Source organism: Enterobacter sp. RHBSTW-00175, from assembly GCF_013927005.1.
Classification (GTDB): Bacteria; Pseudomonadota; Gammaproteobacteria; order Enterobacterales; family Enterobacteriaceae; genus Enterobacter.
Genome location: NZ_CP055930.1, coordinates 617,916 through 644,265 on the forward strand (window position 1 = coordinate 617,916; position 26,350 = coordinate 644,265).

Genomic DNA, 26,350 nt, shown 5'->3' on the forward strand with positions numbered 1-26,350 from the left:
ACATATCAATTGCCAGCTTCGCCGATACGCTCAGCCTGTTGCAGGTTCTCTTTGGTGATAAGCGTCGGCGGGTAATCCGCACCAGTGATGGCTTTCTTCTCACGCACGCTGGCCACCAGCTGGCTCATCGCCGTCTGCACCGCAAAGCCCGGACGCTGATCCGCCGTTACCGCCAGCCAGCCATCTCGCACGCGGGCCAGCGCCTCAGGAACGGCATCAAAACCAGTGACCAGAATTTCGCCCGGCTTCACGCCCTGGCTTTGCAAGGCTTCAATCGCCCCCAGCGCCATATCGTCGTTGGCAGAGAGGATCACCTGCGGACGTTTCGGCAGTGAAGGCAGAACGCTTTCAACGATGCGCATCCCTTCTGAACGCATCCAGTTACCGGTCTGATCGGCGACGATCTTGTACTTATCCCCGCCCGCCTTCAGGCTGTCGCGGATCCCTTTGGTGCGTTCAATATTGGAGGAAGAGCCTGGCTGACCGGTGAGCAGGATAATGTCCGCGCCGTTGGGGAATTTGGTTTTGACGAAGTCACCAATCGCCTGGCCGCCTTTGTAGTTGTTGGCGCCAAAGTGCGGCACTTTTTTCTGGCTATCGACGGAGCGGTCAAGGGTGACGACCGGCAGCTTCGCGTCCTGAATTTCATCCACCGCACTGGAGACCGCGTTCACATCGTTCGGGGAGACGATAAAACCTTGCGCCCCACGAGTGATGGCGTTTTCCAGGTCAGCCACCTGTTTCGGTGAGCTGCCCTGCCCGTCCAGCACCTGAAGCTTCACGCCCATCTCTTTTGCGGCTTTCACCGCCGTGCGCTGCATGTGAACTTCAAACGGCATGGCCAGGTTTGGCGTACTGAAAACAATTTGCTCGTTTTCGGCGAGAGCGGCCCCGGACGTCATGGCGATGAGGGCGGCTAAGATCAGTTTTTTCATTATTATGTCTCTCTGTGTAGGGTTGTTGTGTTTAGAGGACGATCTCGCGCTGGCTACGCAGCGATTCCAGCGCTTTATCCGCAAGGTACAGCGCACGTTCACCATCATCGCCGCTGCAATCAGGCACCGCTTCGCCGCGCAGAACCGCAACAAAGTGTTCCCATTCCGCGGCGTAAGCGGATTTGTAGCGTTGCAGGAAGAAGTGTTCCGGCAGCGCGCTGGTGCAGCCCTGTTTGCCGAAGTGCTGCACCTGGTTTTCAAGAATGTTGCCCGCGCACAGCAGCCCTTCGGAGCCGTGCAGTTCAAGGCGCTGGTCATAGCCATAAGAGGAGCGGCGGCTGTTAACAATGGTGGCCATCGCGCCGGAAGCATATTTCAGAACGATAAACGCGGTATCGATATCCCCCGCCTCGCCAATCGCCGGATCCACCAGGTTGCTACCCTGGGCATATACCGACACCGGCTCTTCACCCATGATGAAGCGCGCCATATCAAAGTCGTGAATGGTCATATCGCGGAACATACCGCCGGAGACACGCACGTACTCCGCAGGTGGCGGAGACGGATCGCGTGAGATAATCAGCAGTGATTCCGGTTTACCGATGCGCCCGGCCTGGACATCGGTTTTCACACGGCGGAACTGCGGGTCAAAGCGACGGTTAAAGCCGATGAACAACGGCACGTCGTACTCTTTGACCACTTTCAGGCAGTCGCGCACGCGGGCGAGGTCAAGGTGTACCGGCTTTTCACAGAAAATGGCTTTGCCGTGGCGGGCGGCCATTTCAATCAGGTCAGCGTGAGTATCGGTCGCGGAGGCGATCAGCACGGCGTGAACGTTAGGGTCGGTCATCGCTTCGTCAAGGCTCTGCTGGCGGGCCTGATACTGCGTCGCGAGGCGAGTGGCAAATTCCTGATTAGGGTCAACCACGGACCAGAGCGTGGTCGCGCTGTGGCTGGCGATGTTAGCTGCATGTACCTGGCCAATTCGGCCAGCGCCCAGTAAAGCAATGTTAAACATAACGGCTCCCGGTGTTGGTGAATGCTGTGAACTAACGACCCTATAAATAAAACATTTATTTCATTTTTATAAATAGTGAAAATTATGTTTTTGAGTGCGAGTTAACACTTTTGAGATGAATGAGATAAATTCTGTTATCAATCTCACAACATAGAGGGGAGGACATCTTCCCCTCACCCCGGCCCTCTCCCCAAAGGGGCGAGGGAGAAAAGACAGCCCCAAGCCGTCCCCTCTCCCCAAGTGGGCCAGGGAGAAAAGGCCGCACCGAACCATCCCCTCTCCCCTTTGGGGAGAGGGTTAGGGTGAGGGGAAATGAAATGAAAATTTCGTTAAGGAGGGAAAAATTAATACTGACGCGCTTTTTTCACCTGTGCCTGCGTTTGCAGAGCGGCCTGGCACACCGCAGATGACTCCGCCACCTGCGCATCACCAGTTCGCCACCACGCGGCGTAATCGTGGGTCATGGTCTTCGGTAGCACTTTGATGTCCAGCAGCGTCGGGCCCGGATGTGCGCGTGACGCCTCAAGTGCCGCCAGCAGGCTTTGCTCATCGTTTACCCGCCACGCGCGACAGCCGTAGCTTTGTGCGTTTTGCGCAAAATCGACCTTCACCAGCGGCCCGTCAAGCCGCCCGGTTTTAGGATTGCGCTGGCGGTTTTCCGTGCCAAAGCTGCCCATGCCGTGCCCCATTTGCAGGTTATTAATGCAGCCGAAGCTGGCGTTATCAAACAGCAGAACGGTGACCTTAAGGCCCTCCTGCACCGCGGTTTGCAGCTCGGAGTGCAACATCATGTAAGAGCCATCCCCCACCATGGCGTATACCGGTTGCTCGGGTCTGGCGAGCTTCGCACCAATGGCGGCCGCAATCTCGTAGCCCATGCAGGAATAGCCGTACTCCAGGTGATAGCTGTCCGGCGTTTTGACCTGCCAGAGGCGCTGTAAGTCTCCTGGCAGCGAACCAGCCGCCCCCACCACGATGGCGTCATCTTCAATATGCTGGTTGATAAGCCCCAGCACCCGCGTCTGGGTCAGGCGGGTGTTAAGCGTCTCACCGTATTCCGTCAGTTGCGCATCCAGGTGCCCCGCCACTTCGGGTGTATCTGCCGGATGCCACTGGCGAGCCCACAGACGGCGACACTCGTCGCGCCAGGCGGATTGCGCCTGGGCAATCTCCTCCCCCCAGCCGCTGCGGTAATCCCTGAGCGTGTGGGTTAAGGACTGCAGCCCGGTCCGGGCATCAGCAATCAGCGCGGTGGCGTCAAGCTTCAGGGCATCAAACTCGGCCACGTTCAGCAGCAGAAATTCGACGTCAGGATGGGAAAAGAGCGCCTTGGAGCCGGTGGTAAAGTCGGTCAGGCGCGTACCGATGCCAATCACTAAATCCGCCTTCGGTGCAAGCTGGTTGGCGGCCATTCCGCCCGTCACACCCACCCCGCCCAGATTAAGTGGGTGGTCACTTACCAGCGCCCCTTTCCCGGCCTGGGTTTCGGCAAACGGCAGTTGTAACGTCTCGACAAATTCACGAAACGCCTCATGCGCGCCGGAGTAACGTACGCCGCCGCCACACACCACCAGCGGACGACGCTTGCGGGCGATCAGCGCCTGCGCCTGCGCCAGACGCAGCGGGTCAGGTGGGCGACGTTCGATGTGATGCACGCGACGCGCGAAGAAGCTCAGGGGATAATCCCAGGCTTCGCCCTGCACGTCCTGGGGCAGGCAGATAGTCACCGCCCCGGTATTTGCAGGGTCAGTAAGCGTTCGCATCGCGCTTAGCATCGCGCTCATCAGTTGCTCTGGCCGGTTGATGCGGTCCCAGTAGCGGGAGACCGGACGGAAGCAGTCGTTGGTGCTGATGCTGAGATCGTGATACTGCTCGATTTGCTGTAACACCGGATCCGGCTGGCGACTGGCGTAGATATCTCCCGGCAACAGCAACAGCGGGATGCGGTTCGCCGTGGCGGTTGCCGCGGCGGTCACCATATTGGCGGCGCCCGGCCCGACGGAAGAGGTGACGGCAAAAATGCGCTGACGGCGGTGCTGTTTGGCGAATCCCGTCGCCATATGGGCGATCCCCTGCTCATTGCAGCCCTGCATCACCTGCAAATGGCCGGGGTCCTGCTCCAGCGCCTGGCCAATACCGAGCACGTTGCCATGCCCGAAAATTGTGGCGATACCCTCCACGAAGGGCGTTTCGTCGCCGTCTACGCTGACGTACTGTTGATTAAGGAACCGGACCAGCGCCTGAGCCATGGTCATACGTTCGGTTTGCATAAAACCTCCTGTCAGCCCAGCGTTGGCATGGAGAACGCAGCGCCTGTCTCCTGCTGCATTTCCGGCCAGCGCGCGGTGATGGTTTTCATTCGGGTGTAGAAACGCACGCCGTCGTTGCCGTGGACGTTGAGCGCACCAAAGATAGAGCGTTTCCAGCCACCAAAACTGTGGAATGCCATCGGCACCGGGATCGGCACGTTGACCCCCACCATGCCCGCCTGCACTTCTTCGCAGAAGCGGCGCGCACAGCCGCCGTCACGGGTGAAGATCGCCGAGCCATTACCATATTCATGGCGGTTAATCAGATCCACCGCACTGGCGTAATCTGCTACGCGCACCACAGAAAGCACCGGGCCGAAAATCTCTTCTTTATAGATGGTCATCTCCGGAGTGACGTTATCGAACAGCGTCGGCCCGACGAAATAGCCTTGTTCGTGCCCTTTCACGCTGAAGCCGCGACCGTCCACGCGAAGTTTCGCCCCCTGCGCTTCCCCGCTATCGATGTAGCCCAGCACTTTACTGCGGTGGGCGGAAGAGATAAGCGGACCCATTTCGTTTTCTGGCGTCTGGTCCAGACCCGGCCCGACGCGCAGCGCGGCAATCTGTTTTTCCAGCCGGGCGCAGAGGTCATCGGCCGTTTTATCACCCACCGCCAGCACCACCGAGAGCGCCATGCAGCGTTCCCCCGCTGCGCCGAAGCCTGCGCCCATAATGGCGTTGGCCGCCATCTCCATGTCCGCATCTGGCATTAAAATGCAGTGGTTTTTCGCACCGCCCAGCGCCTGGCAGCGCTTACCGTGAGCGGACGCGGTCTGGTATATGTATTCCGCAATTGACGTGGAGCCGACAAAGCTCACCGCCTGCACGCGCGGGTCGGTCAGGAGCACATCAACAGACTCTTTATCGCCCTGCACCACGTTGAACACGCCGTCCGGCAGGCCGGCCTCTTTCAGCAATTGCGCCAGTGCGAGCGCGAGAGAAGGATCTTTTTCCGACGGTTTCAGCACGAAGGTGTTACCGGTCGCCAGCGCAATCGGGAACATCCACATCGGTACCATCGCCGGGAAGTTAAACGGCGTGATCCCGACGCAGACCCCAAGCGGTTGCATCAGCGAGTGGCTGTCGACGCCGGTGCCCACGTTCGCAGAGTGTTCACCCTTTTGCAGATGCGGGATGCCGCAGGCAAATTCCACCACCTCCAGGCCACGGGTCAGTTCGCCCACCGCGTCAGAGAAGACCTTGCCGTGCTCTTCGCTGATGATGCGGGCCAGGCGCGCCATGTTCTCTTCCAGCAGCGCCTTGAAGCGGAACATCACACGCGCGCGCTTAAGCGGAGCCTGACGCGCCCACGCCGGAAACGCCTGCTGCGCGGCGGCAATGGCCTGCCCGGTTTCCTGTGCCGTACTCATCACCACCTGGCGGATCTGCTCGCCAGTGGCCGGGTTGAAGATCGCCTGAACGCGCTGGTCTGAACCGGTGACACTTTCGCCGTGAATAAAATTCGCTACCGTCTCCATCCTTAACCTCTCGCTGTTGATACGTGATTGTTACCTGAACACTGTGTACTGAACACTATATATGAAACAAATATTCCATTTTAAGTTGAAATAAAATAAATGATGATTATTGTGATCAAGGATGGATTTTTATGTTAACAGCCAACAACACTGACGCAGCGTGCGCTATTAAGGGATTTCGGGCGAGGAAATGACTGAAGCTTCTGTTTCATTTTTGCTGCCAGATGGATGGCCGACATTTAAAAGACGCGGTTTTGCGTTTAGAATCATATGACTGTATTTGGGGGATAACATGACGACAGCAACCAGCCTGAACGAACTGCAGCAGCAAATCCGCGATCGCTACGATAGCCTGAGCAAGAGGCTGCAGCAGGTTTCCCGCTACGTGCTGGATAACACCAACAGCGTGGCCTTTGATACGGTTGCCGTTATTGCCGAGCGCGCCGATGTGCCGCCGTCGACGCTGATCCGCTTTGCCAACGCCTTTGACTTCACCGGGTTCAACGAAATGAAACAGCTGTTTCGTATGAACCTGGTGGAAGAAACCGCCAGCTACAGCGATCGCGCCCGGCTGTTCCGCGAAATGGAGAACGAGACCGTACCGGAAACGCCGCTCGATATCCTGCAAGAGTTCGCCCGTTCAAATGCACAGGCGCTACAGCAGCTGGCCGCCCGTGCCGAGCCGGAGATGCTGGAGCGTGCCGTTCAGCTGTTGGCCGATGCCGACACCATCTACATCGCCGGTTTACGTCGCTCCTTTAGCGTCGCCGCCTATCTGACCTACGCCCTGAGCCATCTGGAGTGCCGCCCTATTCTGCTCGACGGCATGGGCGGGATGCTGCGCGAACAGATCAGCCGCATTAAGGCGCGCGACATTGTGGTGTCGATCAGCTTCTCGCCGTACGCGGAAGAGACGGTGATGGTCAGCGAAACTGCCGCCAGCGTCGGTGCGCGGCAGATTGTGATTACCGATAGCCAGATAAGCCCCCTGGCGACGTTCAGCGATCTCTGCTTTGTGGTGAAAGAGGCGCAGGTGGACGCGTTTCGATCTCAGTCAGCGACGCTGTGCCTGGTGCAGTCGCTGGTGGTGGCGCTGGCGTATCGGTTGGGTGAGGGGAAGTGAGGAAATAAAAAACCCCCTGCGCAGGCAGAGGGTTTTGGGGTTAGATCAGAGGGGGATTATTCCCACTCAATTATTTACGGATAACATAACCGATTGACTGGTAACAACTTTCTTAAATCTAATTTTCATCGTACCGTTTTATATACCGTCACCGGAAATCAGTACCATGAAAAATACCATGTCACCTGGTCAACGAATCGTACTGCTTTTCGCAGACTCGTCCGGCTTCGGCGGCCCTGTCAGCGTACTCTGCCAGTTGTCGGTTTCGCTCGAGAGATTTGCTGAGCACGTCGGCAAGCAAAACTCCGGTGTCTGCGGCTGACGCCCCAGAGCCGACAGTGGCGTTATACTGCCTGAGCTGCTCACGGATGGCAACGAGCTGTTGCTGCAACCGGCCAGCGCGAGCGGCAGCATCAAGAGCATCATTGCGCGCCTGGTCGATCCTCTGCTGCGCTTCACGTTCATTGGTCGCTTTCTCCTTTTCGTCCTGCTGACGAGCTTTCTCATCTTCGGCTTTGCGGTCTGCCTGCGCCTTCGCATAACCGGCGGCGTACTGCTGGTCTCCGTGGACATTCCAGGCAACCACTCCGCCTATAACCAAGGCAGCAAGCATCACCACGATAAGCAACTGTTTCCAGTACGCTTTGACGAATGCCCAGATCATAGGATTGCCTTTGGCTGAAAGCGCCTAACGTTAATTGGCTCGCCATAAGGCCATGACCAGTTCAGCCAGGTAAAAGTTTTCAGTTCACACATTCCATCAAACCACTCGCCAGGTTCAATGTCTGAATAACTGCAAACTATCTCCATGCCTCGCTCTGTTTCTTGCAGAGCAACAGTATCCGTCTCCCATCTTGGGATGAGTGAAGAGATTATTCTTTTCATAAAAGAGCCTTACGGGCAGCACCGTAACGAGCGCGCCGGTCATCGATGCCATTCTGGCCGCCATTGATGATCTGCGTGACGCGCACCAGGTCGCCGGTGTACTTCATGCAGCCTTTAGTGGCAAAGAACCACGCAGCGCTGCGGGCAGCGTACTCATCCTGCGCCAGCAGTTCAGGTTGTTTAACCAGATCCACCTTCAGGCCGTTGCCACAGTCGCGGTAGTTGTTCAGTCCTGTGATCTGGATAAGCCCGCGACCGCGATAAAACCAACCGTCAGTAGGCCCGTTATTCCCCATGCGTTTGCTGTACACCAGGTTGGCGATGGCACGCTGGCGCTCCAGTGGCAGTGATGGCTCACCAGCACGGCGACCCAGCGCGTTGGCCTGTCCCTGCGTGAGTCGGCCAGCTCGGACGAATCCAGCCAGCCCGGTCACGCTGTAATTGAAGTTCTCCTGCAACCTGGTAAAGCCGCCAGACTCATGCCCCACCTGCGCGATAAACATCGCCTGGTGCTCAGGAATATCGATACCAAACTCTTTCATGGCAGCGGTGATATGCGGAAACCAGCGTGTGGCCAGCACGTCACTGATACCAGCTGCACGCTGAAACTGATTAATGTCCATGCTGGGACCTCGTTATCTTGAAGATTTGCACCACGTTCCCTTTTGTCTTGATGAGCGCAGCCAGGAACACGGCTTTAATGATGACTTCTGACCAGTCGGCGCTGACGTAGTACCCGTAGAACGTCCGGATAGGAACGCTGGCGGCCACGACGATCAGCACGTAGGCGAGCCATCCACCCCACCAGCGATGGCGTGCCCCGTCACGACGAAACAGAAGAACTCGGATTGCAATGCCACCACAGATAGCGGCGTTAAGGATGAGAAGCATCTCAGGACTGGTCATCGTCTTTTCTCCCCGGGATCAGGTCGCGCGGATTTTCAGAACGGTGATACAGCCATGAGCCGATGCGGACAGCAACGATTGAGGAGACGAAAGAACCGGCAGAGAACACGACACCTTTCTCGAACATGTCAGGAGTCACGCCGGGAAGCATTGCCGCAAGGCCGATGAGGATAGTTGCCGTTGGTTTGTAGAAGAGAAGCCCGCAGAAGAAGCTGATGACAGAAAGAAGTAACCTGCGCTTTATCGGATATTCTGCCGCGAAGGTAACGAAAATTACCGCCCCGGCCAGACCACCGATAACCACTTCTGACGGGACGCCCACCAGCCACGCGCCAAGCGCACCAATGCTAAGCCCCTGATTGACATCTGACACCGTCATGGATGCAGACATAGTGACCACCGTTTAATGTGCATAAAGAACCCCCTTGGTTGGTGAGTTCATCATACACAATAAACCATATGTGGATTAAATTTCATCGGATAACTCTTAACGAAATTACCCTAAAGGTGATAAAGTGATGTTTTATTTTTTACGGATGAAACAGTGCTTAAGTTATTTGCCAGATACACTTCGATAGGTGTGATTAACACACTCATTCACTGGGTTGTGTTTGCAATCTGCATTTATTGGTTACACGCCAGCCAGGCGATAGGGAATTTTTCAGGGTTCATAGTCGCTGTGTCATTCAGTTTCTTTGCAAATGCAAGATTCACGTTTAGAGCATCGACAACCACCATGAGATACATGCTTTATGTTGGGTTTATGGGGGCTCTTAGCGCCATTGTTGGCCTAGCAGGTGACAAATCTGGAATGGCACCAATTATCACGTTAATCATATTTTCCGTCATCAGTCTGGTGTGCGGCTTCGTCTACTCAAAATTCATTGTGTTTAGGGATGCGAAATGAAAATTTCTCTGGTCGTTCCGGTCTTTAATGAAGAAGAAGCAATTCCGATCTTCTATAAAACGGTGCGGGAGTTTGAAGAGTTAAAGTGGCATGAAGTTGAGATAGTCTTCATAAATGACGGTAGCAAAGACGCGACAGAATCTATCATAAACGCGCTTGCTATCGCTGATCCGCTTGTTGTGCCGCTCTCATTTACCCGCAACTTTGGTAAGGAACCTGCACTTTTCGCCGGGCTGGATAATGCCACTGGTGATGCAATAATCCCTATCGATGTCGACTTGCAGGACCCGATTGAAGTTATTCCGCACCTGATAGCTAAATGGCAGGATGGAGCTGACATGGTTCTGGCCAAGCGTTCAGATCGCTCTACTGACGGTCACCTTAAGCGTAAAACAGCCGAATGGTTCTATAAGCTGCATAACAAAATCAGCAACCCGCAGATTGAAGAGAACGTGGGCGACTTCCGTTTGATGTCCCGCGATGTAGTGGAGAATATTAAGCTGATGCCCGAGCGCAACCTGTTCATGAAAGGCGTGCTTAGCTGGGTCGGTGGGCGCACTGACGTAGTGGAATACGCCAGGGCAGAACGCGTTGCAGGAAGTACCAAGTTCAATGGATGGAAGCTATGGAACCTGGCTCTTGAAGGCATCACTAGTTTCTCGACCTTCCCGCTGCGCATGTGGACATATATCGGCTTATTCGTTGCCGGTATTTCGTTCCTTTATGGCGCTTGGATGATTGTCGATAAATTGTTGTTTGGCAACAATGTTCCTGGTTACCCATCGTTACTGGTTTCGATTCTGTTCCTCGGTGGGGTTCAGCTAATCGGGATCGGCGTTCTCGGTGAGTACATTGGAAGGATTTATGTTGAGGTCAAGAACCGTCCTCGCTATATATTGAAGGCAAAGAAATGACTAACAATAATATTGTAGATTTTAGGCTTTACTTTTTATTGTCTATGGTTTGCGGACTGGCTCTTTACGGTTTCGAGATAACCAATTTCTCACTATCAATAGATGAAGAGTTTTCAAATAACTTTGCTCAGACTATAAGCCTTGGCAGGTGGGGTCATGCGTTACTTAGAGAGTATATTCTCCAAGAACCATTTGCAGCATTCTTTACTCCATTGTTGGCAGTTGTCGCTTTTTCACTTTCAGCATCAGTGTTTGCGATATCTACAGGCCTTGATAAATTTTACGCCTCAGTTATTGCTGTGCTTTATGTTTCCATTCCCCAGTTTACATATCAGATAGCATTTTCTAACCAGAGCGATACCGTTGGAATTGCATTTTTACTTGCATCTATTTCAGTTTATGCATTTAAACTGACTGGGTATAAGGTTTTAAGTTATGGAACGCTGGTATCGGTTATCTGTTATGTAATGTCATCTTCAATTTATCAGTCAATGGTATTCCTACCTGTTAGCATGATTATATCAGTGGTGACATTTGATCTGCTAAGAGAAAGGATAACACAAAAAGATTCGCTCTTTGTGCTGGTGAAATTCGCCGTGCTTGCTGCTGTATCAGTGATAATCTACAGCCTTGCATCACGATTTGCACAGGCATACACAGGCTTCGTGAACGAGGGATATCTTGATGACAAGATATCGTGGTCTACTGCTGGTATGACTAACTCAATTGCATCTATCTTAAATTATATAGAAAGCTACATCACGGCTACAGCACCAGTCGGACTATCATGTTATTTTATCGCATTTATATCTGCACTGGCATCTATAATATTGCTTCTTATAAAAGGAATTAAATCACCATTCCTGTATGCTCTAGTGGTTATATCTGTATTTTCGCCATTCCTGATTAACGTTGCTTTCGGTGGCACAATGCCTGAAAGAACAATGACCGCTCTTAGCGTTGGGTTCTCAACTTCAGTTGGAATGCTTCTTTTCCTGCTTGGTAAAAAATCAATAGCTATTATCTCATGTATAATATTGATGTTAAGCGGATCAGTTTATTCAAACAAAATGATTTTTGCAGATTACGCCTCTTACCAAGCTGATGTCCAAATGGCTAACAGGATTTTAATGTCAGTCTATGCAAAATATCCTGACTTTGACCAGGCTAGAACTCCTGTATATTTTCATGGGGCCTGGAAAAATGACAGAGTATGGCCTGAGAAAATGCACTCATTTGGGAACTCTTTCTTCTCATGGGATGGAGGTAAGAACAGAAGGATAATGAACTTTATGGCTAAAAGCGGAGTGGCTCAAATGCATAAAGTCGAGAATGGAAAACTTGGTGGGCTTGATAATGCTGCCAGGTCTATGCCGGTGTGGCCTAACCCTGGCAGCATTGAGATGAGCGATGGGGCATTGATTATAAAACTTGGAAATGCTCCAAGTCGTGATTAATTTTATTCCCCCGAATATCGGGGGCTTTTTTTATGCTACTGCACTTAGTGATGTTGCCGTCAGCGTTGCGGCCGCCACCGTAAAGTTAGTGAATGTAACGACCGCTCCTGATTTGGAGATCCTGATCGAGCCATCACCAGCCGCACCTGTTCCTGTTTGCAGAACGTTGCCACCAGAAGTTGATGTCTGTCCAAGGATGACAATACCGTTAGTTGACGCATCAACGAGAATAAGTGCTGATGCCGTACTACCCCCATATGAGAAGCGAAGTAATAACAGGGTGCAACCGGCGGCAGGTAATCCTGCAACAGAAGCGTTAACTGCAATTGCAATTGGAGCTGGAGTGCCATTGACACCACCTAAACCAATACCTGCTGAATTAGGTGACACAATGGTATAAAGAGGAACTGGGCCTAGAATAAGGCTGCCATAGTTTGCTGTGGCTGAAAGTCTGTTATCCCTAATCCACTTGCTCGTAACTGCTGCGTTTTGCCTTATCCCGTACTGCTTGGCTCCCGCAAATGTATTATCGCTTACCTTCGCATTAGTGGCACCTGAGGTAACGTTAATTGCAGCTGCCCCATCAGAGTTAGAACCTCCACATTCGATCGTATTATTTACTGCCTCACAGTCAGTTCCGGTAAACACAATAGCATCTTCAGTTCCGTCAGTAGCAGTGGACGGTCTGTTTGCTCTAAAGTCGCAATTGTGAATCAGGGCCTTCTGGAAGGCATTAACAAGGCACGGTCCAGAGAACCAGCTCGAGGCACCAACCATCTGGATATTACTGCCCTCAACAATTTTCTTAACCGCCCTGGCGTGAATGTTATTCAGTTTTAATGGACCGTTTGCAGAGTTGTACTGGAAGTACCAGCCAGGCGTCGAAGCGTTTGATATCAATCGAGCGCCGTTAAAACTAACTCCATCGTTATTACCATTGGCAGCATAAATCATCGGAAAGTCAGAGCGTTGCCATGATAATTCTGCGTTAGGAAATGATACCTCGTTAACTCCCTGAATTATGCTCGATACGCTAGTAGGTGAAGCTTCAAGCTTTGCCTCAGCAAAGGATACGTGGCGAGTGCGTTCCAGTATTTCAAATAATTTAGGACATCCCTCAATGTGGAATCCGGTAAATCTAATGGCATTACATCCATCATTGGCGCTTGTTCCAGGTCCCATGTGCAACCCAACAACGTTATTGCTCGATGTATACCCAAGACCACAGGCCTGAATCTGGGTAGTCATTATGTCTACATCCCAAACCTCATCTAAATGCAGACCTGTTCCATTAATATGCTTGAGTGTCACATGCTCCATCTGGAACCAGGACGCATACTGAATCAGAATACCGCCAACACCTGCCGGTATAGGCTCTAACCCTTCAACATATCCAGCACCAATTGATGCATTTCGGATCCCACCTCCAACATAGCGCTTCGTGATCCCGCCTGTCGCATAGTCTTGTGTTCCCTGTGTTTTGAAGAGGAAAGAGCTTCCTGGCTTTTGTTTGTATCGAGTAACCCACTCGCTCTCACCTTCAAAGACACAGCCTGAAGGCAGAACGATATCACCAAACATATAGATGCCGCGGCCAAACTTAAATTTAGCGAATTTTTGGGTTCCGATGATATAGCAGCTGTTATACCCGGCACCCACAATTGACTCAATTGCGGCAATAATTCCCGCTGTAGAATCAGTCTTACCTGTATTATCAACACCGGGGAACCCATCAAGATAAATTGACGTAAGAGCGTTCTGGACTGTCCCACCTTGAGCTATACCACTATGATCAGCACCGGTTGGCTTGGCGAGTTCGATAAGCACGTCACTTGCAGATCCTGAAGGTGGCAATGTCACCATCGGATTACCTGAGTTGTCGAAGGCCACAATCTTATTTGCCCTGACTGACGCGCCAGGCAATGAAGGAATATTTTCAGGGGTGCGAAGTGTTCTGTTCAGGTTTGAACTCGCCAGGATATCGACATAGTTCTTTGTGGCTGCATCCTGCGGGTCACGCGGGTCTTTCACGTTGCGAATGTAGTTATTCAGTGCATCGTACCAGTTAGCAATACTGGTAGGCTTACGCAGCGCCAGGCGAAACATACTGATGCCCTGCTGGATCAGCATGGTCAGCTTGTCAAATGCATCCTCATGCACCTCCGCAAAAAACTTCCCCTGGTTACGCAGGTCGGTTTCCTGCGTTGGTTCAAGCTCTCGCGCAACAGAGATCTGCCATCCTGTCGCCAGCGGCGCTGTTAGGACTACATTACCGCCGTTATAACCACCGGCATTCGTCACCGTATAGTCCGTATCAAGCACCATAACCGTAATGTTTTCGTCAAGGTCGACAACCGATACGGCAAGATCTGTCTTATTGAATATGCGGAAGGTATACGGGAAAGATGTCGTAACGCCGTTCCCCGTGTAATCGTTATGGTCAACTACGGTTGATACCGTCATGGCCTGTCTCCTGAAAAGCAGCGCCCGGCGCGCGTGCATCATCAGGACAGTTTATTACCTGACAAGCCTTATATGAATTGAATGAATAACAAACACAGTACTTATTACCTTACAGGTAATTCACATATCGTGCTGGATAAGGAGGGCATCATCTGATACTGTTTATATATACAGTAATTGCATGGAGAACATGAGATGCAACGTCAGTATTATCACCCGCTGGAAAAAGGATTTGCTGAACGAATACACACGCCGGGAGGCGTCCGATCCCTGGTTGAAGAGTCACACCTGATGACGTTGCTGAGACAACTCAACGAGGATGGCTTTAACGTTGATGGCCCGATGGCAGAACTGGCAGCGCTGGTGAACTACGTAACCAGCTCCCAGATGTCCATGAAGGATCTGCAAATGCATCTCGATTACTGCGTGGAAAAACTGAAGCAGGAAACGACATAAAAGAAAAGGCCGCATGGCGGCCTCGTGACATGTCACAGCAATGGAAGCTTAAACACTATTGCAGCAAGAATAACGAAGGTCGCGAAATAAACGACCTTCGAAGATGTCTCGCCAAGCCAGCCTTTTTTTATCGCGAATATAACCGCCCATAAATAAAAAGTACCGGTCACAACCACTACCAAAAACCAGAAAACTATTAATCCGATATTGGTCATAATATCTGTCATTGTCCTACCGCCTTACCTAAATCTGGCGCTCTGCGCGGAGTTGTCTCGCCAGGCTCCCACCAACTTGTAGTGTTGAACTCCCGCTGTGCGCGGTCCCTTACCCTGTCGTTGTATCCTGGGTTCGCCATTTCCTGAAGCTGCTGAAGGATCAGATGATTGGTGATCGCCTTTGCATACCAGAGGTTGGCGAATGGTGTGATCATGCGGGCGGTCTTCAGCGCATCGGCACCGAATGAAGTTTTCTCACCCTGTAGAGCCTTCTGCGGGTTCGTGATCAGCAGCTTGGTTAACTGCTCGGCAAAGCTCAGTACCGGTCCGCCAATGGTGGCCGCGATACTTGAGCCGTATTGGGTGTGGTCCTGGAACAGGAAATCGCCGTAGATACCGAATGAACCGCCCTTCAGTAGCGCCTGCACCCACGTCGTCGGCTTTGTCATATCCAGTGGATCATTACCAGTCAGCAGGCTATTCATCTGGTTAGCGAACATCCCTGCCAGTGTAGTGCCAGCGATATACGAAGCCAGGAATTTGATGGCAGGAACCGTATCCAAATCATTGGCCCGGTTAACCAACTGGCGGAAGCCTGCAAACGGGGTGGTTTTAAAGAGCATGAAGCTCTTAATTAACTGGCCAGCATCGTCTCTGGCGTAGGTATCCAGGCCGGTGGCAGTAGTTACGGCACTGGTCATTTCACCGTGTGTGATACCCAGCAATTTCTGCGCTGCTTCAGCGCGGGCGTTACGCACCATTCGCGTTATGGTCTGCTCTGCTTCTGCGTCGAATGCTTCTTTCATCCGCTTAAGGCGTTCAGGCGGGAGATCTCCCAGGGCTGCCAGCGCCGATTCACTCCCGGCGCGAACCTGTGCAATGCGGTCAGCCATTATGCCGGCGATCACGTCATCGGGCACGGCGTAAATAGCATCAGGCGTCATGCCCATATGTCCGGAGGTTGTCATTGGCCTGAGGTCTGCCGCAGCCATGATGGACCAGTCTTCGTTGCTCCAGCCTTTATTAGCCAGGATGGTTTTATCTGACCCTTTCACTTCATCAAGCGTCTTAAATTTGCGGGTCAGTTCACCAATGTTTTTGTACATCAGCAGGCCGAAAGACGCTTTGTTTGCGCGGTCCATTGCGATTAGACCTGACCACTTCAGTGTCTTTTCTGCGAACCAGCCAGTGATTCCGCGTGACAGGTCAAAGCCGCCCATCTTTGAGACTACAGCTGCGTGCGAGTCCACCAGCAGGCCAAGCTCTGCATTAGCCTTTTTGGCATCACCACTGAACAGATTTTTAATCGTGTTGGCTGACAGGCGCATACCGTCACGAGTGAAACCAAGAGCCTGGGCATTGGCGCGCATGATGGCCTGATCGCTGGTTGCCGTCAGTACGCTGGTACCCAGCATGGCACTGGTCATCAGGTTGCGCAGCCCACCAACCGCTGATGTGAACACGCTGGAAGATGCGGCACCGTTAAGCCCGGCCATTGAATTAAACATGCGCTCAACCATCTTGCGCTCGTCGTTCATCTTGCCGACTTCCTTACCGCCGGTTACCGCACGCTGATATACGCGGTCCAGCACCATGGAAAAGTTGCGGGCAGCATCCGGGCCGAATGCTTTAACGACGCCAAGATCGCGGGACGAAGATTGCAGGTGCGACATCATCACGCCAGCAACAGGTTGCTGCGTGTAGCGCTCCATGTAGGCAAAGTGAGATTGTGCATCCTTGAACGCCATCACCCTGCTCTGGGACCCACGGTTCTTAATCCCACCAGTACCCATGAATGCGCCCGGGTCGATTTTGTTCGCGCCGTCGGTAGCCTTCGTTTCGAATATCGCTTCCAGTGCCTGGCGGTACTCGATGTCATTCATCGGGCTGCCGTCCGGATTAACGTAGTTGCTGCGATCCTGAGTGTTGTAGACATCATCAACCCACGCCTGGCGAGCGAACTCAATCGGTGGCTGGCGGCCTGAGAGTCGCGCTTTGGCCTGTTCTGCGACTGGTAATGATGCGAGCCACTCATCGCGCCCTGCATTGCGGATAAAATCAGCATCGTCAACATACGGCAGATGCCAGTCATCACGCAGTCCGATATCAAAACCGTTGTCGTTCATCTCCTGGCGGGCCCGGCTCGTAACGTCATTCCATACCTGGGCGATTTTCTTCGCCTGTGGGTTTCCGGTGTCTTCACCGTAAAGCTCCTTCAGGATCTGGAACTGTGCAGATTTAGCTGCCTGCTGTTCGAAGAGGCTGCGGAAGCGCTGCTCGCCAAGAGCCTTACTCTGCTCAAAGAATTTGCGTACATCATCACCGGCTTTGAGCAGTTCAGCGCTGAGCTGACGTGACCAGTCCTGATATGCTCCGGTAGCCAGCTCTTCAGCAGACGTGACAGCGATATCTGTACCGTCAGTTGTTCTGCGGCCGGAGAATATAAATTGCTGCAAATTGGCTGGCGTCTGCTGCTCTGGTGGGATATTGGCGTCAAGGGTATCTGTTACCCTACTGATGGCGATCGCGTTCTGAGCGACGCGCTGGCGCTTCTTATAGACGTCATGCACAACGCGCTGGCGCACAAGATCGGCGGCCTCCATATACGTCTGCGCATGAGGGATGCCAGTCTTACCTTCCCTGGCATTTTTTTTATGCACCTGGCGCACGGCTTCTTTAATGCGGTCCTCAATACCTTTCAGCTCGTCAGCCTTTGGCTGGCGGCCCAGTGTCTGCGCAATGGCTTCAACACATGCCTGTTTCATTATGGATTCCTCAGGAAGCACGCGGCGGCGACTGAATATACTTTCGACTCGTTCTGCACCGTCTTGATCTGCTCGTCAAAATCAGCCAGAACATCGGAGAGTTTCGCAGGCTGCCCGGTGTCAGGGTGCGTAATTGTCAGATCCGGATTGGTAGTCGCCATATCGCGCGCCGCCATCAGGTCGTAACTGTTTGATGAAATCGCCTGACCAGTATCTGGATCCACACTGACCTGCCCGCCAGTTTCACCTGCTGCTGTGAATGCACTTTCTGCACGCGGCGCCATTGCTTCTCCAGCCAATTCTGGCGGCGTTTCATACCTGACACCATTCTCTTCGAAAACCTGCTGCATTGCATGGTATTGCTCGTTTGCAGACTCCAGCATCCCTGGTCGAGCAGGGCCGTCAAGTCCGCGAGCCATCATTCCGACGTTAACGGGCTGGCCGTCATTCAACTGCCGGTATGCCTCATCCATAGCTGATACATGGCTATTAATGCTTTCGTTGCTGGCGTGCAGGACCGGGGAGGATTCCAGATCGTAATAGAGCCCCTCATTCAGTGTGTGGGCAGCATCGATGTCGCTCGGCTTAATGGCAGGAATATCTGGCGCTGCGGCAGGCTCTGCCACTGGTGCCTGAGCATCAGATCTCACCGGCGCGCCAGGCGCATCCGTTACTGGCGTAGCTTCGGCCGCAGGCGATGGCTCTGCGGTTGCATCAGGAACACTCTGCACCTCTGCTGCCGGGATCGGCGCTTCAGTCTCTGGCGGTGGCGGCACGTCAGCATTTCTCGCGGCAAGGTGATGAGCACCACCAAATGCGCCACCCAGCACCGCATCCACCAGCATGGCCTGACCGTCGAATACCCGGTACTGCTTCGCCATATCGGTGTAACCTTTTTCCTCCAGCGTTTCGCCGACAGAGTAACGGTTCAGGCCGCCGAATCCGGTGTTGATTGCCACGCCTGAGGCAATGCGCGTTGCCAGTGTGGTGCCAACGGCAGCAGGGAGGGCCATACCAGCCGCGTTGAAAAGGCTCTGCTGAGTTGCCAGATTGCGCGCCGTCGACTCGTCTACGCCCTTCCCTTTAAAATCCTGATAGGACTGCTCATACGTCGAGCTAAATGCAGTGGCTGCGCCGACTGTAGGTCCGCCGACAATCGTCGCACCGATCGCTGGTACAAACTGGCCGAGACCATAAAGTACCTCGGCAGCGGTGCCCTGGCTACCTGCATCAGGCTTCACGTATCCGCGTGCATCCTGCAACTGCTTTCCGATCGTGTCATAGGTTTCATTCAGCGTTTTATCAGCATCCGGGAACATAACCCGGAAGATATTCACCGTTGGAGCTACGTCTGCAGTGAATGCCGGATCGCTGATCAGGCGTTTACTGAATCCGACGGCAGACTGCGCAAGACCGATTGTGCCTTCAGCCACGCCGCGCACCGGCGCAGCAATTGACCCCTGGAAGAATGTAGGCTCGTAGTCTTCTTGACGTGCCGGATTGGCCGCAGTTTTATCGTCTGTCCATGCCTGGCCTTCAGGCGCCAGAGAAAATACATCAGACATTATTCGACCCTCACGACAATAGCTTCATTGGTTTTCGGATCCGTCGCCCAGCGCCCGCTGCCGCTTACCAGCCGATACTGATTGTTGCCGATATTTACCGGAGTGAAGTTTGATGCGGCGTTGACGTTCAGCCCGGCATCTTTCAGTGCCTGCTGCGCAGATGCGGTATAGCGGTCCTTGAAAGTGGATTTATCCATGCCGAATGGCATAACCACATCACCACCATTAAAGCCCTTGTATACGCCTCCTGTGGCGTACTGCGCAGCCTTCTCCACTACATCCGAGTTGGCCACATCAGTTTTCGTCATGGAAGCATCTCCTGACTGATAAGCGATCCCGGCGTAGGCTGCTTTAAAAAGGTTGTAACTGAGCTGCCGAGCCTGTGGGTTGTTGGCAAACGAATTTCCGACCTGATCGTCAAAGGCACGCTTCAGTTTATCCTCGCTCGGCAACTGGACCGGAGTTATCCCGGCGTCTTTCATCGCTTTTGTCGGATTCAGAAGCTGGTCACCTGCCAGAATCACCTTCGATACGTCGTATTTGTTCATGGCCGGCTTGTAGCCGATGAACTGACTGTAGGCGATTGATGACTTGGTGTTGTCGTACTGGTTGTCCGGCGTGCCAAGCAGCAGCGCAGAATAGGCCGTTGCTGCGTTGTTCGGCGCGATAGCTGAAGCAACCTGGCGCATCGCCGGAGCCGACAGAGTTTCACCCATGCTCTGCAACAGGCTGATGGTCTGGTTAACGTCTTTGGTACCGCGCACCTGCTCAGACAGCGCAGCGGCCTCTTCACTGGAAAGGATGGGCGCATTGATGCCCAGCGCGCGCAGGCCCTCCTGAGATGAGAACCGGTTGGCAACCTCTGCCGTGATGTCGTTAGGATTGTTGCTGGCGATCGGCTTATAGGCGCCAATCTCTACCGCAGCGTTGAACGGGTTGTTCTGGCGCTGGCTGATCACCTTCGTGGCCGCAGCCGATACCTGATCAAATAGTTCAGCACGTGATGCATATCCCTCGCCTGTTTCTTCGGTTCCCGGGCTCAGCTGGTCAACGTAGGCCGTTATGCTGCTCGTCGGCATATTGCGGAACGAGCCAATATACTGCCCGGCGATCTGCGTGTTTTTGAACTCGGTATACCGGAGATTACCTTCGCGCACGCCATAGGCAGCGAGGAATTCGGTCTGTGTTGGAGCATTGGGGAAATCGACGCCGCGTATGTAAGCCGCCGTTGCGTCGCGGACCTGACTGTCAATGCTGGTGCGATACTCCGCCTGCTGCTGCTTGCGGATTTGATCGGCCTGGCGGAGGAAGGTTGCCTGCGCCTCTGGTGAGGCAGCGTCGAATGCCGCATTGCCGGTGTAGCGTTTGGTGCTGGTAGGCAACTGAGATAGGCCAATAGCCGCGCTGACACCGGTAGAAAGTTGCTGGTCGGTGTAAGGCTGGCTTCCGTTCTCGTGATGGATGATAGCGCCACATAACGCTTTCAGGGTGTCAGGGTTTGATGCATCGAGTTGCTGATCAGGCGTTACACCGAGTTGCGCGCAGACCGCCTTGATATACGCATCTGTGTTGTTATTGTCGGATGGCGGCGCCCAGCGATTAATGATGTCGCTGACGGTATCAATACCCTGACGCTGGTAAGACAGCAGGTTTCGTCCAAGAGCTCGGATGCCATGCTCAGGAGTTTCGAATTTGGCAAAGCGACCATCGTCACCGGTCTGACCTACCCACGGATTGGTTTTGCTGTACTCGAGGTTTCCGGGGTTGTTATTCCTGATGCCGCGGGCGCCATCACTGGAACTGCCTTCTGACACAGCCCGGCGGGATCCAGCAACTGTATCGCTCAGTTCACCATTGCTCTGGATGAACTCAATAGAGTTGTTGGCAGACCACTGGGAAAGTGATGCATCAGCAACCTTCTCCTTGAACTCGACCTTCTTGGCGTTAATCTGTTCAGGACTCCAGCCGTGCGCTGCGCCGTAGTCGTCGATCTGCTGGAAAGTCTGCTGGTTGTACAGCACGTAGTTTGCATTGTCGCCGTAAGCGGATGCTGCAAGTTTGCCGTTATTCGCCAGAGTTGCCTGGAACTGACCTTCCTCATAGGCATTGAGCTGGCCTATCTCATGTCGCCCGGCCTGAGTTGTGAACTGAATTCGCTGCTGCTGCGCCTGCAGCATAAATCCGGCTCGAGCGCCTTCAGGCAATGTCATGGCAAGCTGTTCTGCGTGCGCATCGAACTGCTGGGTATACTCCTGACCTTTCCCGAGAGCGTTTTTACCCTGCATATTCAGCAGGCCGGTATTCGGATTCGTCAGTAAATCACTGGAAAACTGACTGAGTTGCAAAGATGCATCCTGTGCCTGGGCAACATCTGCACGCTGCTTGGCCTGCGCAAACATGTCGATCGCCTTTGGACCTACCTGCGCCAGCGCATCACCGATATTAGGCTGCTCAAAAGCCTGAATACCAGGAGACTGGAAACCGCGACTCTCTACCTGGCGACCGGTAACTGTTGGTACTGTTGGCATTTCACTGTCTCCTTATCGCCCGGTTGGTGTGCCGACGGCCGCGCTGATTGGTGCGGCTTTCTGCGTGAACGGCGACCAGGTTCCGCCACCCATCTGGTAAGCGCCATATGCCTGCAAAGGCGCAGTGAGAAGCGTCGTCAGTGCCCCCATATTTCCCTGCTTACGTGAAGAGCTTGCCTGGGCTTTATAGTTTTCGGCCTGGACCTGATATCCGTATGCCTCACGCTGGGCATTGTTAACTGTTGTCAGCGCATCCAGCGCACCGAACTGCGCTGTATCACCGAAGATATCAAGAGCATTACCGGTTGATAGATCCGCACCAGTTGCTCCCATCGTGGCCGCCTGGGTTCCGGCGGCCTGGCGATTGCGGCGACGCACCTCATCTGCCTGAGCATTGCCACGGTTAATAGAGTCCTGAGCCTGGGCCTCTGCAACGTTCGCATTCTGCTCAGCGACCGCTGCGGAATATTTCCCTGACTGGTACTGGTTATAAGCTGAGATGCCACTCAGAGCGACGCTGGCGCCAGCGAGAGCAATAGCCGGGCTACACATTATTTTCTCTCCATGTGGAAGCGGTGGAACGGGATGCCTTGAATGCCGAAAGGCTGAGGATCTTCAATCGTGAACCCAAGCCAGTGCAGCCAGATGCGCGCAGTGTGGTTGCGGGCATCAACATAGTTCTCAAGATACGGGTATACGGCCAGCATTGCATTGACCACTTTCCCGCAGCGGCGCAGGAAAGTGCGCTGATATTTCTCCAGTGCGTCAGTGCCTACCAGCCAGGGTATTCCGCTCCCGCCGATCATGGATGCCGGAGCCACGCCGAAGATGGTTACTACCTCACCATTAATCAGCCCGGCACAGGCGAAGGTGGACGTGCGCAGCCCGGATTCAAGTACGCGCCGCGGGCTCCACCCGTTTGTCGCCAGAAATTCATCAACGTCAGCCTGGCGGACATGCGGCAGCATGGACTCGATATGCTCTGCGGTGGCCGGAACAATCTGAGCATTGATCATCAGAAGCCTCCTACCGTCATGCGCGGAATGACAGCCAGTACGGAGAGTGGCAATGGGTCGAGCTGCCGCACTTTAACGCGACCGTTCTTATCCCAGTTGCTGTCGATCTTCACTTCCACCTTTCCGGTGGCATCGTCAACCGGGTCATCGTAAAACTCAAACTCGCGCTGTTGATATTCGTACCAGGTGCCGCCAGGCGTTGTTGCCCAGATGCCGCGGCTGGCGTTGACCACCATCGTGACGGTCGGGATGACCTGCTTTTTATCAAGCAGTGTTTCCTGCCCGTTGATGTTGATGTCCAGCGTTTCGAATTCAGCGGTGATCGGCAGACCGATATGCACCACTGCGCCCGGCGACTCCAGCGTGACAGCGCCACCAGATACGGTTTTCTGTGGCTCAACACTTGCGTCTGAAAGAATGTTGACTGTCTGGCCTTCGAGGTGTGTCAGGCCGCTGAATGTCTGACGAGCCATCTGCCAGTTTGTTGTGGCCGCATTGCGCAGCACCGCAGGAACGTTACGGTTAAATCGCACGACCACCGCGGTGGTGCTGGTTACGGAGATGATGTCTCCACGCAGTTCTTTCGCTACCGCCTCGCCAGTATCGGTATCCACCTCTGAATATGGGAACTGGATCTGAGCGCCAACATCCGTACTAACAAAATAAGCACCACTGCTCACGGTTACCGGATAATCGACCTGATAACTCCAGTCACCGCTGCCGCCGCTGATGGTCATAGTACGTGTTGAGGTATTGCGCCCGTCATAACTCAGGCCGCAGTCGACAAAGAACGCGTCTTCATCATTGGTAAACAGGCGGCTGGAAAGACGTTCGATGTAACGTTTTGTCTGGCCATTGATGGTGCGGTTAACCACGAAATAAACAGCATCCTCGCTGCCTTCGCTGATTGAGCAGGTGCTTTCATACTTCCCGGCGCTGGACTGCGGCGCCCATGCGAATACCTGCTGATCGCGAAGATAGGTCAGCACCAGCAGTTTTCCGTCGTCACGAATGCAGAATGCGCTGCTGTACGGCACAATGCAGAATGACCAGTCGACGATGCTGCGCTTCTGGAAAAGATGGTTTGCCAGAATGGTCAGGTCGGTGCCCTGGTACCCATCCACATCGAATGAGTAGGCCAGATCACGGACCACGCTACCTTTTTCCTGGATGAACAGCGCGATATTGGCCACCGCTATCGGCGGCACATTGCTTGAGCCGTTGTTTCCCTGAGAACTGAACGAAAACGCCGATGGCGTCAGCACCTTATTCTGGTCACCGGATATCGTATATTCACCGCCAGATGTCAGAGCAACCAGATTTCCGACATCAATCAGGTGGCGGATCTCATTCACCTGCCGACCGGCATAGGTGTAGATAATGCGATCGTCATCCTGAATAGGGTTGTTCTTGCCGAAGTCTTTATAGTCACCGGTACGGCTCGCCCAGATGGTTTGCGGGTACGCGGTAGATGCGGCGAAATACAGACGTTGCTGATAGTAAACAACCGTGCTCGGATATCCGTTGACACTGTTCCATGCGTACCGTGCCCACTTGTAACTTCCGTTTGCTGCTCCTACTACCTGAGACGGGATATAACTGATCACCGTGGCCGTGGCAGTAAGGCCATCACCGGCTACCGCTGTAATACACGCTATGCCGAAACCGCTGTGCAGGTATTCCCATTGAATGCCGGTGTCGCCACCCCATCCATCCCATGACATGCCCTCTGTATGAGATGGTCTAAGCGTTCCGGTTGTCCCTCCGGTGTTTGCCCGGTAATAGTTGCTGTCAGCACGGCGAACATCGTTAATGGTTGTTCCTTTACTGGTTTCCCATACCTGCACAGAATCAACGGCCGGCTGCTCGAGGTAGAACAGCTTACCGACCTGTTCCGCGCTGAAGATGGCAGAGCTCGCCGTCAGCGTAATGGTGCCGGTGCTGGCGCTGGCATATACCTTCACCGACTCGTCAACGTTGATATCTTCGAACGGGCCGTTTTTGGTGGTGACGTCGACTATCTGCCAGTTGTCGTGCGCGTAGCGGCGCAGCTCCTTCGGCGGGTAGGAAGGATGAACCAGCGTAAGCACGTCGGCGCTCTGCGTGAATTTGATGCGGAAAAGGTCTGCCTCAGCATACGGCATAGCCAGTTCGTAGATCACATTGCTGCTGTTCAGCACATACGCACCGTCTTTGATAACGCGCATGTAGTTGTGCCCGAACTCCAGCGCATAGGTCTGGACGGTCGAGAACTGGAAAGGGATAAGGCGGCATTTGCGCGTCGGGTATTTGGCTTCGCCGACGAAGCGCGTTCCCGGGCGATTTTCCACGCCGCCATACTGACGCACGATAAAGTTATCGCACTTGCGCAGCGCAACCTGATACTTAGACATGTCGATACGCCCGTACAAAGACGGGCCAATTTCACCACCGGCGAAACTCGGCTGGATCCAACTGAAGGCCATTATGACAACCTCGCTGCGGTGAACTCATCAACAGGCGGCTGCGGCTCCTGCGATTCATTCTGACTATGAGAGCCAGCACTCAGGATTACGCTGCGGTACATCGTCAGTGCGTTGTTACCGAGATCTGCGCTGCCGGTAAGTGGCATGTTGATGGCAGCCGCCAGACGCCAGGAAAGCGCCTCCATGAAAATGGCATCGAACATGTTCACGTCTGTTACGCGCGCAATGTACTTCAACCATGCCTTAGGCTGGTCGGTGTAGATAAGCTTTCCGGTACCATCCGTATCTGCCCCAACCTCATAGTTGATGCGCATAGCGGCAGTCGGGTTACGGATACCGGGCACCATAATTTCGGTGATGCGCAGGCAGTCTGTCGGGTACTGGTAGGAATATGCCCAGTCCGGAGGCGGATTATTGGTATCGGCCAGCGCCAGGCGCTTGGTGGCAAAGTTCCAGTCGAAGTCTGCCAGTGCTGCATCTCGACACGCATCAAAGTGCAGGGAGCACTGCCCGGCTTCTTTGCTGGCTTCAGTCAGGCTGTTAATGCTGCGGCTGTTGCCGATATTGCTCAGCGCGCGGTTGCAGATTTCGATAACTGAGGCCATTAATCATCCTCCCCGCCTGGGTAGAAAGCATCTTTCAGCTCTTTGGCATCATCACGTTTCTGTGGAGCCAGGCCAATATCGGTGATCTGCAACTCAACATAGTTGTCTTCACCGTGATCTGTGGTGCGGGTAGACACAGAACATACGTTAGCCATTGCCATAACTGAAACGCTATCACCTACCGCTGGCAGTGATTTTGCATTCAGGCCGAGACGTTGCAGAGATTCGTTATCCAGCGTGATGCGCAGACCCCACGGATACTGATCTTTGGTTTCTGGTTTTCCATCTTCACCAACGAATGAGTCGGTGCCTGTTTTCATGTTTACAGTTTTCATTCTCA

General features: G+C 53.7%; 22 protein-coding genes. 5 read left to right on the forward strand and 17 right to left on the reverse strand.

The window, feature by feature from the left end; all coding sequences use genetic code 11:
* Positions 1–5: 5 nt before the first annotated feature.
* From HV107_RS02870 to HV107_RS02885, 4 genes are all read right to left on the reverse strand, one after another.
* The gene (locus tag HV107_RS02870; RefSeq protein WP_014071315.1) at positions 6–935 is read right to left on the reverse strand and encodes a sugar ABC transporter substrate-binding protein; all 930 of its coding nucleotides are present in this window, start codon (positions 933–935) and stop codon (positions 6–8) included.
* Between the two features lie 31 nt (positions 936–966).
* A complete protein-coding gene (gene iolG, locus HV107_RS02875; RefSeq protein ID WP_182062006.1) occupies positions 967–1,953 on the reverse strand; it encodes an inositol 2-dehydrogenase in 987 nt (328 codons plus the stop codon).
* A gap of 344 nt (positions 1,954–2,297) precedes the next feature.
* A complete protein-coding gene (gene iolD / locus HV107_RS02880) occupies positions 2,298–4,223 on the reverse strand; it encodes a 3D-(3,5/4)-trihydroxycyclohexane-1,2-dione acylhydrolase (decyclizing) (protein WP_182062007.1) in 1,926 nt (641 codons plus the stop codon).
* A gap of 11 nt (positions 4,224–4,234) precedes the next feature.
* Positions 4,235–5,740: a CoA-acylating methylmalonate-semialdehyde dehydrogenase gene (locus HV107_RS02885; protein WP_182062008.1), complete on the reverse strand. Its 1,506-nt coding sequence runs from the start codon at positions 5,738–5,740 to the stop codon at positions 4,235–4,237.
* 292 nt (positions 5,741–6,032) lie between these two features.
* Between HV107_RS02885 and HV107_RS02890 the strand changes: the two genes are divergently transcribed.
* Positions 6,033–6,863, forward strand: a complete 831-nt coding sequence (locus HV107_RS02890; protein ID WP_014071319.1) for a MurR/RpiR family transcriptional regulator — start codon at positions 6,033–6,035, stop codon at positions 6,861–6,863.
* Between the two features lie 181 nt (positions 6,864–7,044).
* Here HV107_RS02890 and HV107_RS02895 read toward each other — a convergent pair whose 3' ends face one another.
* From HV107_RS02895 to HV107_RS02910, 4 genes are all read right to left on the reverse strand, one after another.
* The gene (locus HV107_RS02895) at positions 7,045–7,527 is read right to left on the reverse strand and encodes a DUF2514 domain-containing protein (protein ID WP_182062009.1); all 483 of its coding nucleotides are present in this window, start codon (positions 7,525–7,527) and stop codon (positions 7,045–7,047) included.
* A gap of 217 nt (positions 7,528–7,744) precedes the next feature.
* On the reverse strand, positions 7,745–8,371 hold the full coding sequence (locus HV107_RS02900; protein WP_182062010.1) for a glycoside hydrolase family 19 protein: 627 nt from the start codon (positions 8,369–8,371) through the stop codon (positions 7,745–7,747).
* Positions 8,361–8,654, reverse strand: a complete 294-nt coding sequence (locus HV107_RS02905) for a phage holin family protein (protein ID WP_182062011.1) — start codon at positions 8,652–8,654, stop codon at positions 8,361–8,363. Before HV107_RS02905 ends, HV107_RS02900 begins: the two co-directional genes overlap by 11 nt.
* Entirely contained in the window at positions 8,641–9,045 is a 405-nt protein-coding gene (locus HV107_RS02910; protein WP_182062012.1) for a putative holin, read from the reverse strand. Before HV107_RS02910 ends, HV107_RS02905 begins: the two co-directional genes overlap by 14 nt.
* A 153-nt stretch (positions 9,046–9,198) precedes the next feature.
* Between HV107_RS02910 and HV107_RS02915 the strand changes: the two genes are divergently transcribed.
* From HV107_RS02915 to HV107_RS02925, 3 genes are read left to right on the forward strand one after another with little or no spacing between them, the layout of a single operon-like run.
* The gene (locus HV107_RS02915) at positions 9,199–9,561 is read left to right on the forward strand and encodes a GtrA family protein (protein WP_182062013.1); all 363 of its coding nucleotides are present in this window, start codon (positions 9,199–9,201) and stop codon (positions 9,559–9,561) included.
* Positions 9,558–10,475 carry a glycosyltransferase family 2 protein gene (locus tag HV107_RS02920; RefSeq protein ID WP_182062014.1) on the forward strand — a complete coding sequence of 306 codons (918 nt, stop codon included), beginning with the start codon at positions 9,558–9,560 and terminating at the stop codon, positions 10,473–10,475. Before HV107_RS02915 ends, HV107_RS02920 begins: the two co-directional genes overlap by 4 nt.
* On the forward strand, positions 10,472–11,932 hold the full coding sequence (locus HV107_RS02925; protein ID WP_182062015.1) for a glucosyltransferase domain-containing protein: 1,461 nt from the start codon (positions 10,472–10,474) through the stop codon (positions 11,930–11,932). Before HV107_RS02920 ends, HV107_RS02925 begins: the two co-directional genes overlap by 4 nt.
* Before the next feature lie 30 nt (positions 11,933–11,962).
* Here HV107_RS02925 and HV107_RS27195 read toward each other — a convergent pair whose 3' ends face one another.
* Positions 11,963–14,395: a hypothetical protein gene (locus tag HV107_RS27195; protein ID WP_259349678.1), complete on the reverse strand. Its 2,433-nt coding sequence runs from the start codon at positions 14,393–14,395 to the stop codon at positions 11,963–11,965.
* 195 nt (positions 14,396–14,590) lie between these two features.
* Here HV107_RS27195 and HV107_RS02935 point away from each other — a divergent pair, with 195 nt between their 5' ends.
* Complete coding sequence (locus tag HV107_RS02935; protein ID WP_182062016.1) at positions 14,591–14,851, forward strand: hypothetical protein; 261 nt, start codon at positions 14,591–14,593, stop codon at positions 14,849–14,851.
* Between the two features lie 223 nt (positions 14,852–15,074).
* Here HV107_RS02935 and HV107_RS02940 read toward each other — a convergent pair whose 3' ends face one another.
* Genes HV107_RS02940 through gp10 form a run of 8 tightly spaced genes read right to left on the reverse strand, consistent with a single transcriptional unit; the run spans position 15,075 to position 26,345 of the window.
* Positions 15,075–17,831 carry a hypothetical protein gene (locus HV107_RS02940; RefSeq protein WP_182062017.1) on the reverse strand — a complete coding sequence of 919 codons (2,757 nt, stop codon included), beginning with the start codon at positions 17,829–17,831 and terminating at the stop codon, positions 15,075–15,077.
* Positions 17,831–19,396, reverse strand: a complete 1,566-nt coding sequence (locus tag HV107_RS02945; RefSeq protein WP_182062018.1) for a hypothetical protein — start codon at positions 19,394–19,396, stop codon at positions 17,831–17,833. The genes HV107_RS02940 and HV107_RS02945 overlap by 1 nt, the downstream gene beginning before the upstream one ends.
* The gene (locus HV107_RS02950) at positions 19,396–21,924 is read right to left on the reverse strand and encodes a hypothetical protein (protein WP_182062019.1); all 2,529 of its coding nucleotides are present in this window, start codon (positions 21,922–21,924) and stop codon (positions 19,396–19,398) included. The genes HV107_RS02945 and HV107_RS02950 overlap by 1 nt, the downstream gene beginning before the upstream one ends.
* Positions 21,925–21,936: 12 nt before the next feature.
* Positions 21,937–22,476: a hypothetical protein gene (locus HV107_RS02955; RefSeq protein WP_182062020.1), complete on the reverse strand. Its 540-nt coding sequence runs from the start codon at positions 22,474–22,476 to the stop codon at positions 21,937–21,939.
* Positions 22,476–22,940, reverse strand: a complete 465-nt coding sequence (locus HV107_RS02960; RefSeq protein ID WP_182062021.1) for a hypothetical protein — start codon at positions 22,938–22,940, stop codon at positions 22,476–22,478. Before HV107_RS02960 ends, HV107_RS02955 begins: the two co-directional genes overlap by 1 nt.
* Complete coding sequence (locus tag HV107_RS02965; RefSeq protein WP_182062022.1) at positions 22,940–25,405, reverse strand: hypothetical protein; 2,466 nt, start codon at positions 25,403–25,405, stop codon at positions 22,940–22,942. The genes HV107_RS02960 and HV107_RS02965 overlap by 1 nt, the downstream gene beginning before the upstream one ends.
* On the reverse strand, positions 25,405–26,010 hold the full coding sequence (locus HV107_RS02970) for a hypothetical protein (protein ID WP_182062023.1): 606 nt from the start codon (positions 26,008–26,010) through the stop codon (positions 25,405–25,407). Before HV107_RS02970 ends, HV107_RS02965 begins: the two co-directional genes overlap by 1 nt.
* A complete protein-coding gene (gene gp10, locus HV107_RS02975; RefSeq protein ID WP_032636536.1) occupies positions 26,010–26,345 on the reverse strand; it encodes a capsid staple protein in 336 nt (111 codons plus the stop codon). The genes HV107_RS02970 and gp10 overlap by 1 nt, the downstream gene beginning before the upstream one ends.
* Between the last annotated feature and the right edge of the window lie 5 nt (positions 26,346–26,350).

Coding starts and splice junctions, on each gene's coding strand:
- gp10 (WP_032636536.1), bottom strand. CDS start 26,345: ATGAAAACTGTAAACATGAAAACAGGCACCGACTCATTCGTTGGTGAA.
- HV107_RS02885 (WP_182062008.1), bottom strand. CDS start 5,740: ATGGAGACGGTAGCGAATTTTATTCACGGCGAAAGTGTCACCGGTTCA.
- HV107_RS02945 (WP_182062018.1), bottom strand. CDS start 19,396: ATGTCTGATGTATTTTCTCTGGCGCCTGAAGGCCAGGCATGGACAGAC.
- HV107_RS02910 (WP_182062012.1), bottom strand. CDS start 9,045: ATGTCTGCATCCATGACGGTGTCAGATGTCAATCAGGGGCTTAGCATT.
- HV107_RS02925 (WP_182062015.1), top strand. CDS start 10,472: ATGACTAACAATAATATTGTAGATTTTAGGCTTTACTTTTTATTGTCT.
- HV107_RS02950 (WP_182062019.1), bottom strand. CDS start 21,924: ATGCCAACAGTACCAACAGTTACCGGTCGCCAGGTAGAGAGTCGCGGT.
- iolG (WP_182062006.1), bottom strand. CDS start 1,953: ATGTTTAACATTGCTTTACTGGGCGCTGGCCGAATTGGCCAGGTACAT.
- HV107_RS02965 (WP_182062022.1), bottom strand. CDS start 25,405: ATGGCCTTCAGTTGGATCCAGCCGAGTTTCGCCGGTGGTGAAATTGGC.
- HV107_RS02960 (WP_182062021.1), bottom strand. CDS start 22,940: ATGATCAATGCTCAGATTGTTCCGGCCACCGCAGAGCATATCGAGTCC.
- HV107_RS27195 (WP_259349678.1), bottom strand. CDS start 14,395: ATGACGGTATCAACCGTAGTTGACCATAACGATTACACGGGGAACGGC.
- HV107_RS02870 (WP_014071315.1), bottom strand. CDS start 935: ATGAAAAAACTGATCTTAGCCGCCCTCATCGCCATGACGTCCGGGGCC.
- HV107_RS02970 (WP_182062023.1), bottom strand. CDS start 26,010: ATGGCCTCAGTTATCGAAATCTGCAACCGCGCGCTGAGCAATATCGGC.
- HV107_RS02890 (WP_014071319.1), top strand. CDS start 6,033: ATGACGACAGCAACCAGCCTGAACGAACTGCAGCAGCAAATCCGCGAT.
- HV107_RS02920 (WP_182062014.1), top strand. CDS start 9,558: ATGAAAATTTCTCTGGTCGTTCCGGTCTTTAATGAAGAAGAAGCAATT.
- HV107_RS02900 (WP_182062010.1), bottom strand. CDS start 8,371: ATGGACATTAATCAGTTTCAGCGTGCAGCTGGTATCAGTGACGTGCTG.
- HV107_RS02940 (WP_182062017.1), bottom strand. CDS start 17,831: ATGAAACAGGCATGTGTTGAAGCCATTGCGCAGACACTGGGCCGCCAG.
- HV107_RS02905 (WP_182062011.1), bottom strand. CDS start 8,654: ATGACCAGTCCTGAGATGCTTCTCATCCTTAACGCCGCTATCTGTGGT.
- iolD (WP_182062007.1), bottom strand. CDS start 4,223: ATGCAAACCGAACGTATGACCATGGCTCAGGCGCTGGTCCGGTTCCTT.
- HV107_RS02935 (WP_182062016.1), top strand. CDS start 14,591: ATGCAACGTCAGTATTATCACCCGCTGGAAAAAGGATTTGCTGAACGA.
- HV107_RS02955 (WP_182062020.1), bottom strand. CDS start 22,476: ATGTGTAGCCCGGCTATTGCTCTCGCTGGCGCCAGCGTCGCTCTGAGT.
- HV107_RS02895 (WP_182062009.1), bottom strand. CDS start 7,527: ATGATCTGGGCATTCGTCAAAGCGTACTGGAAACAGTTGCTTATCGTG.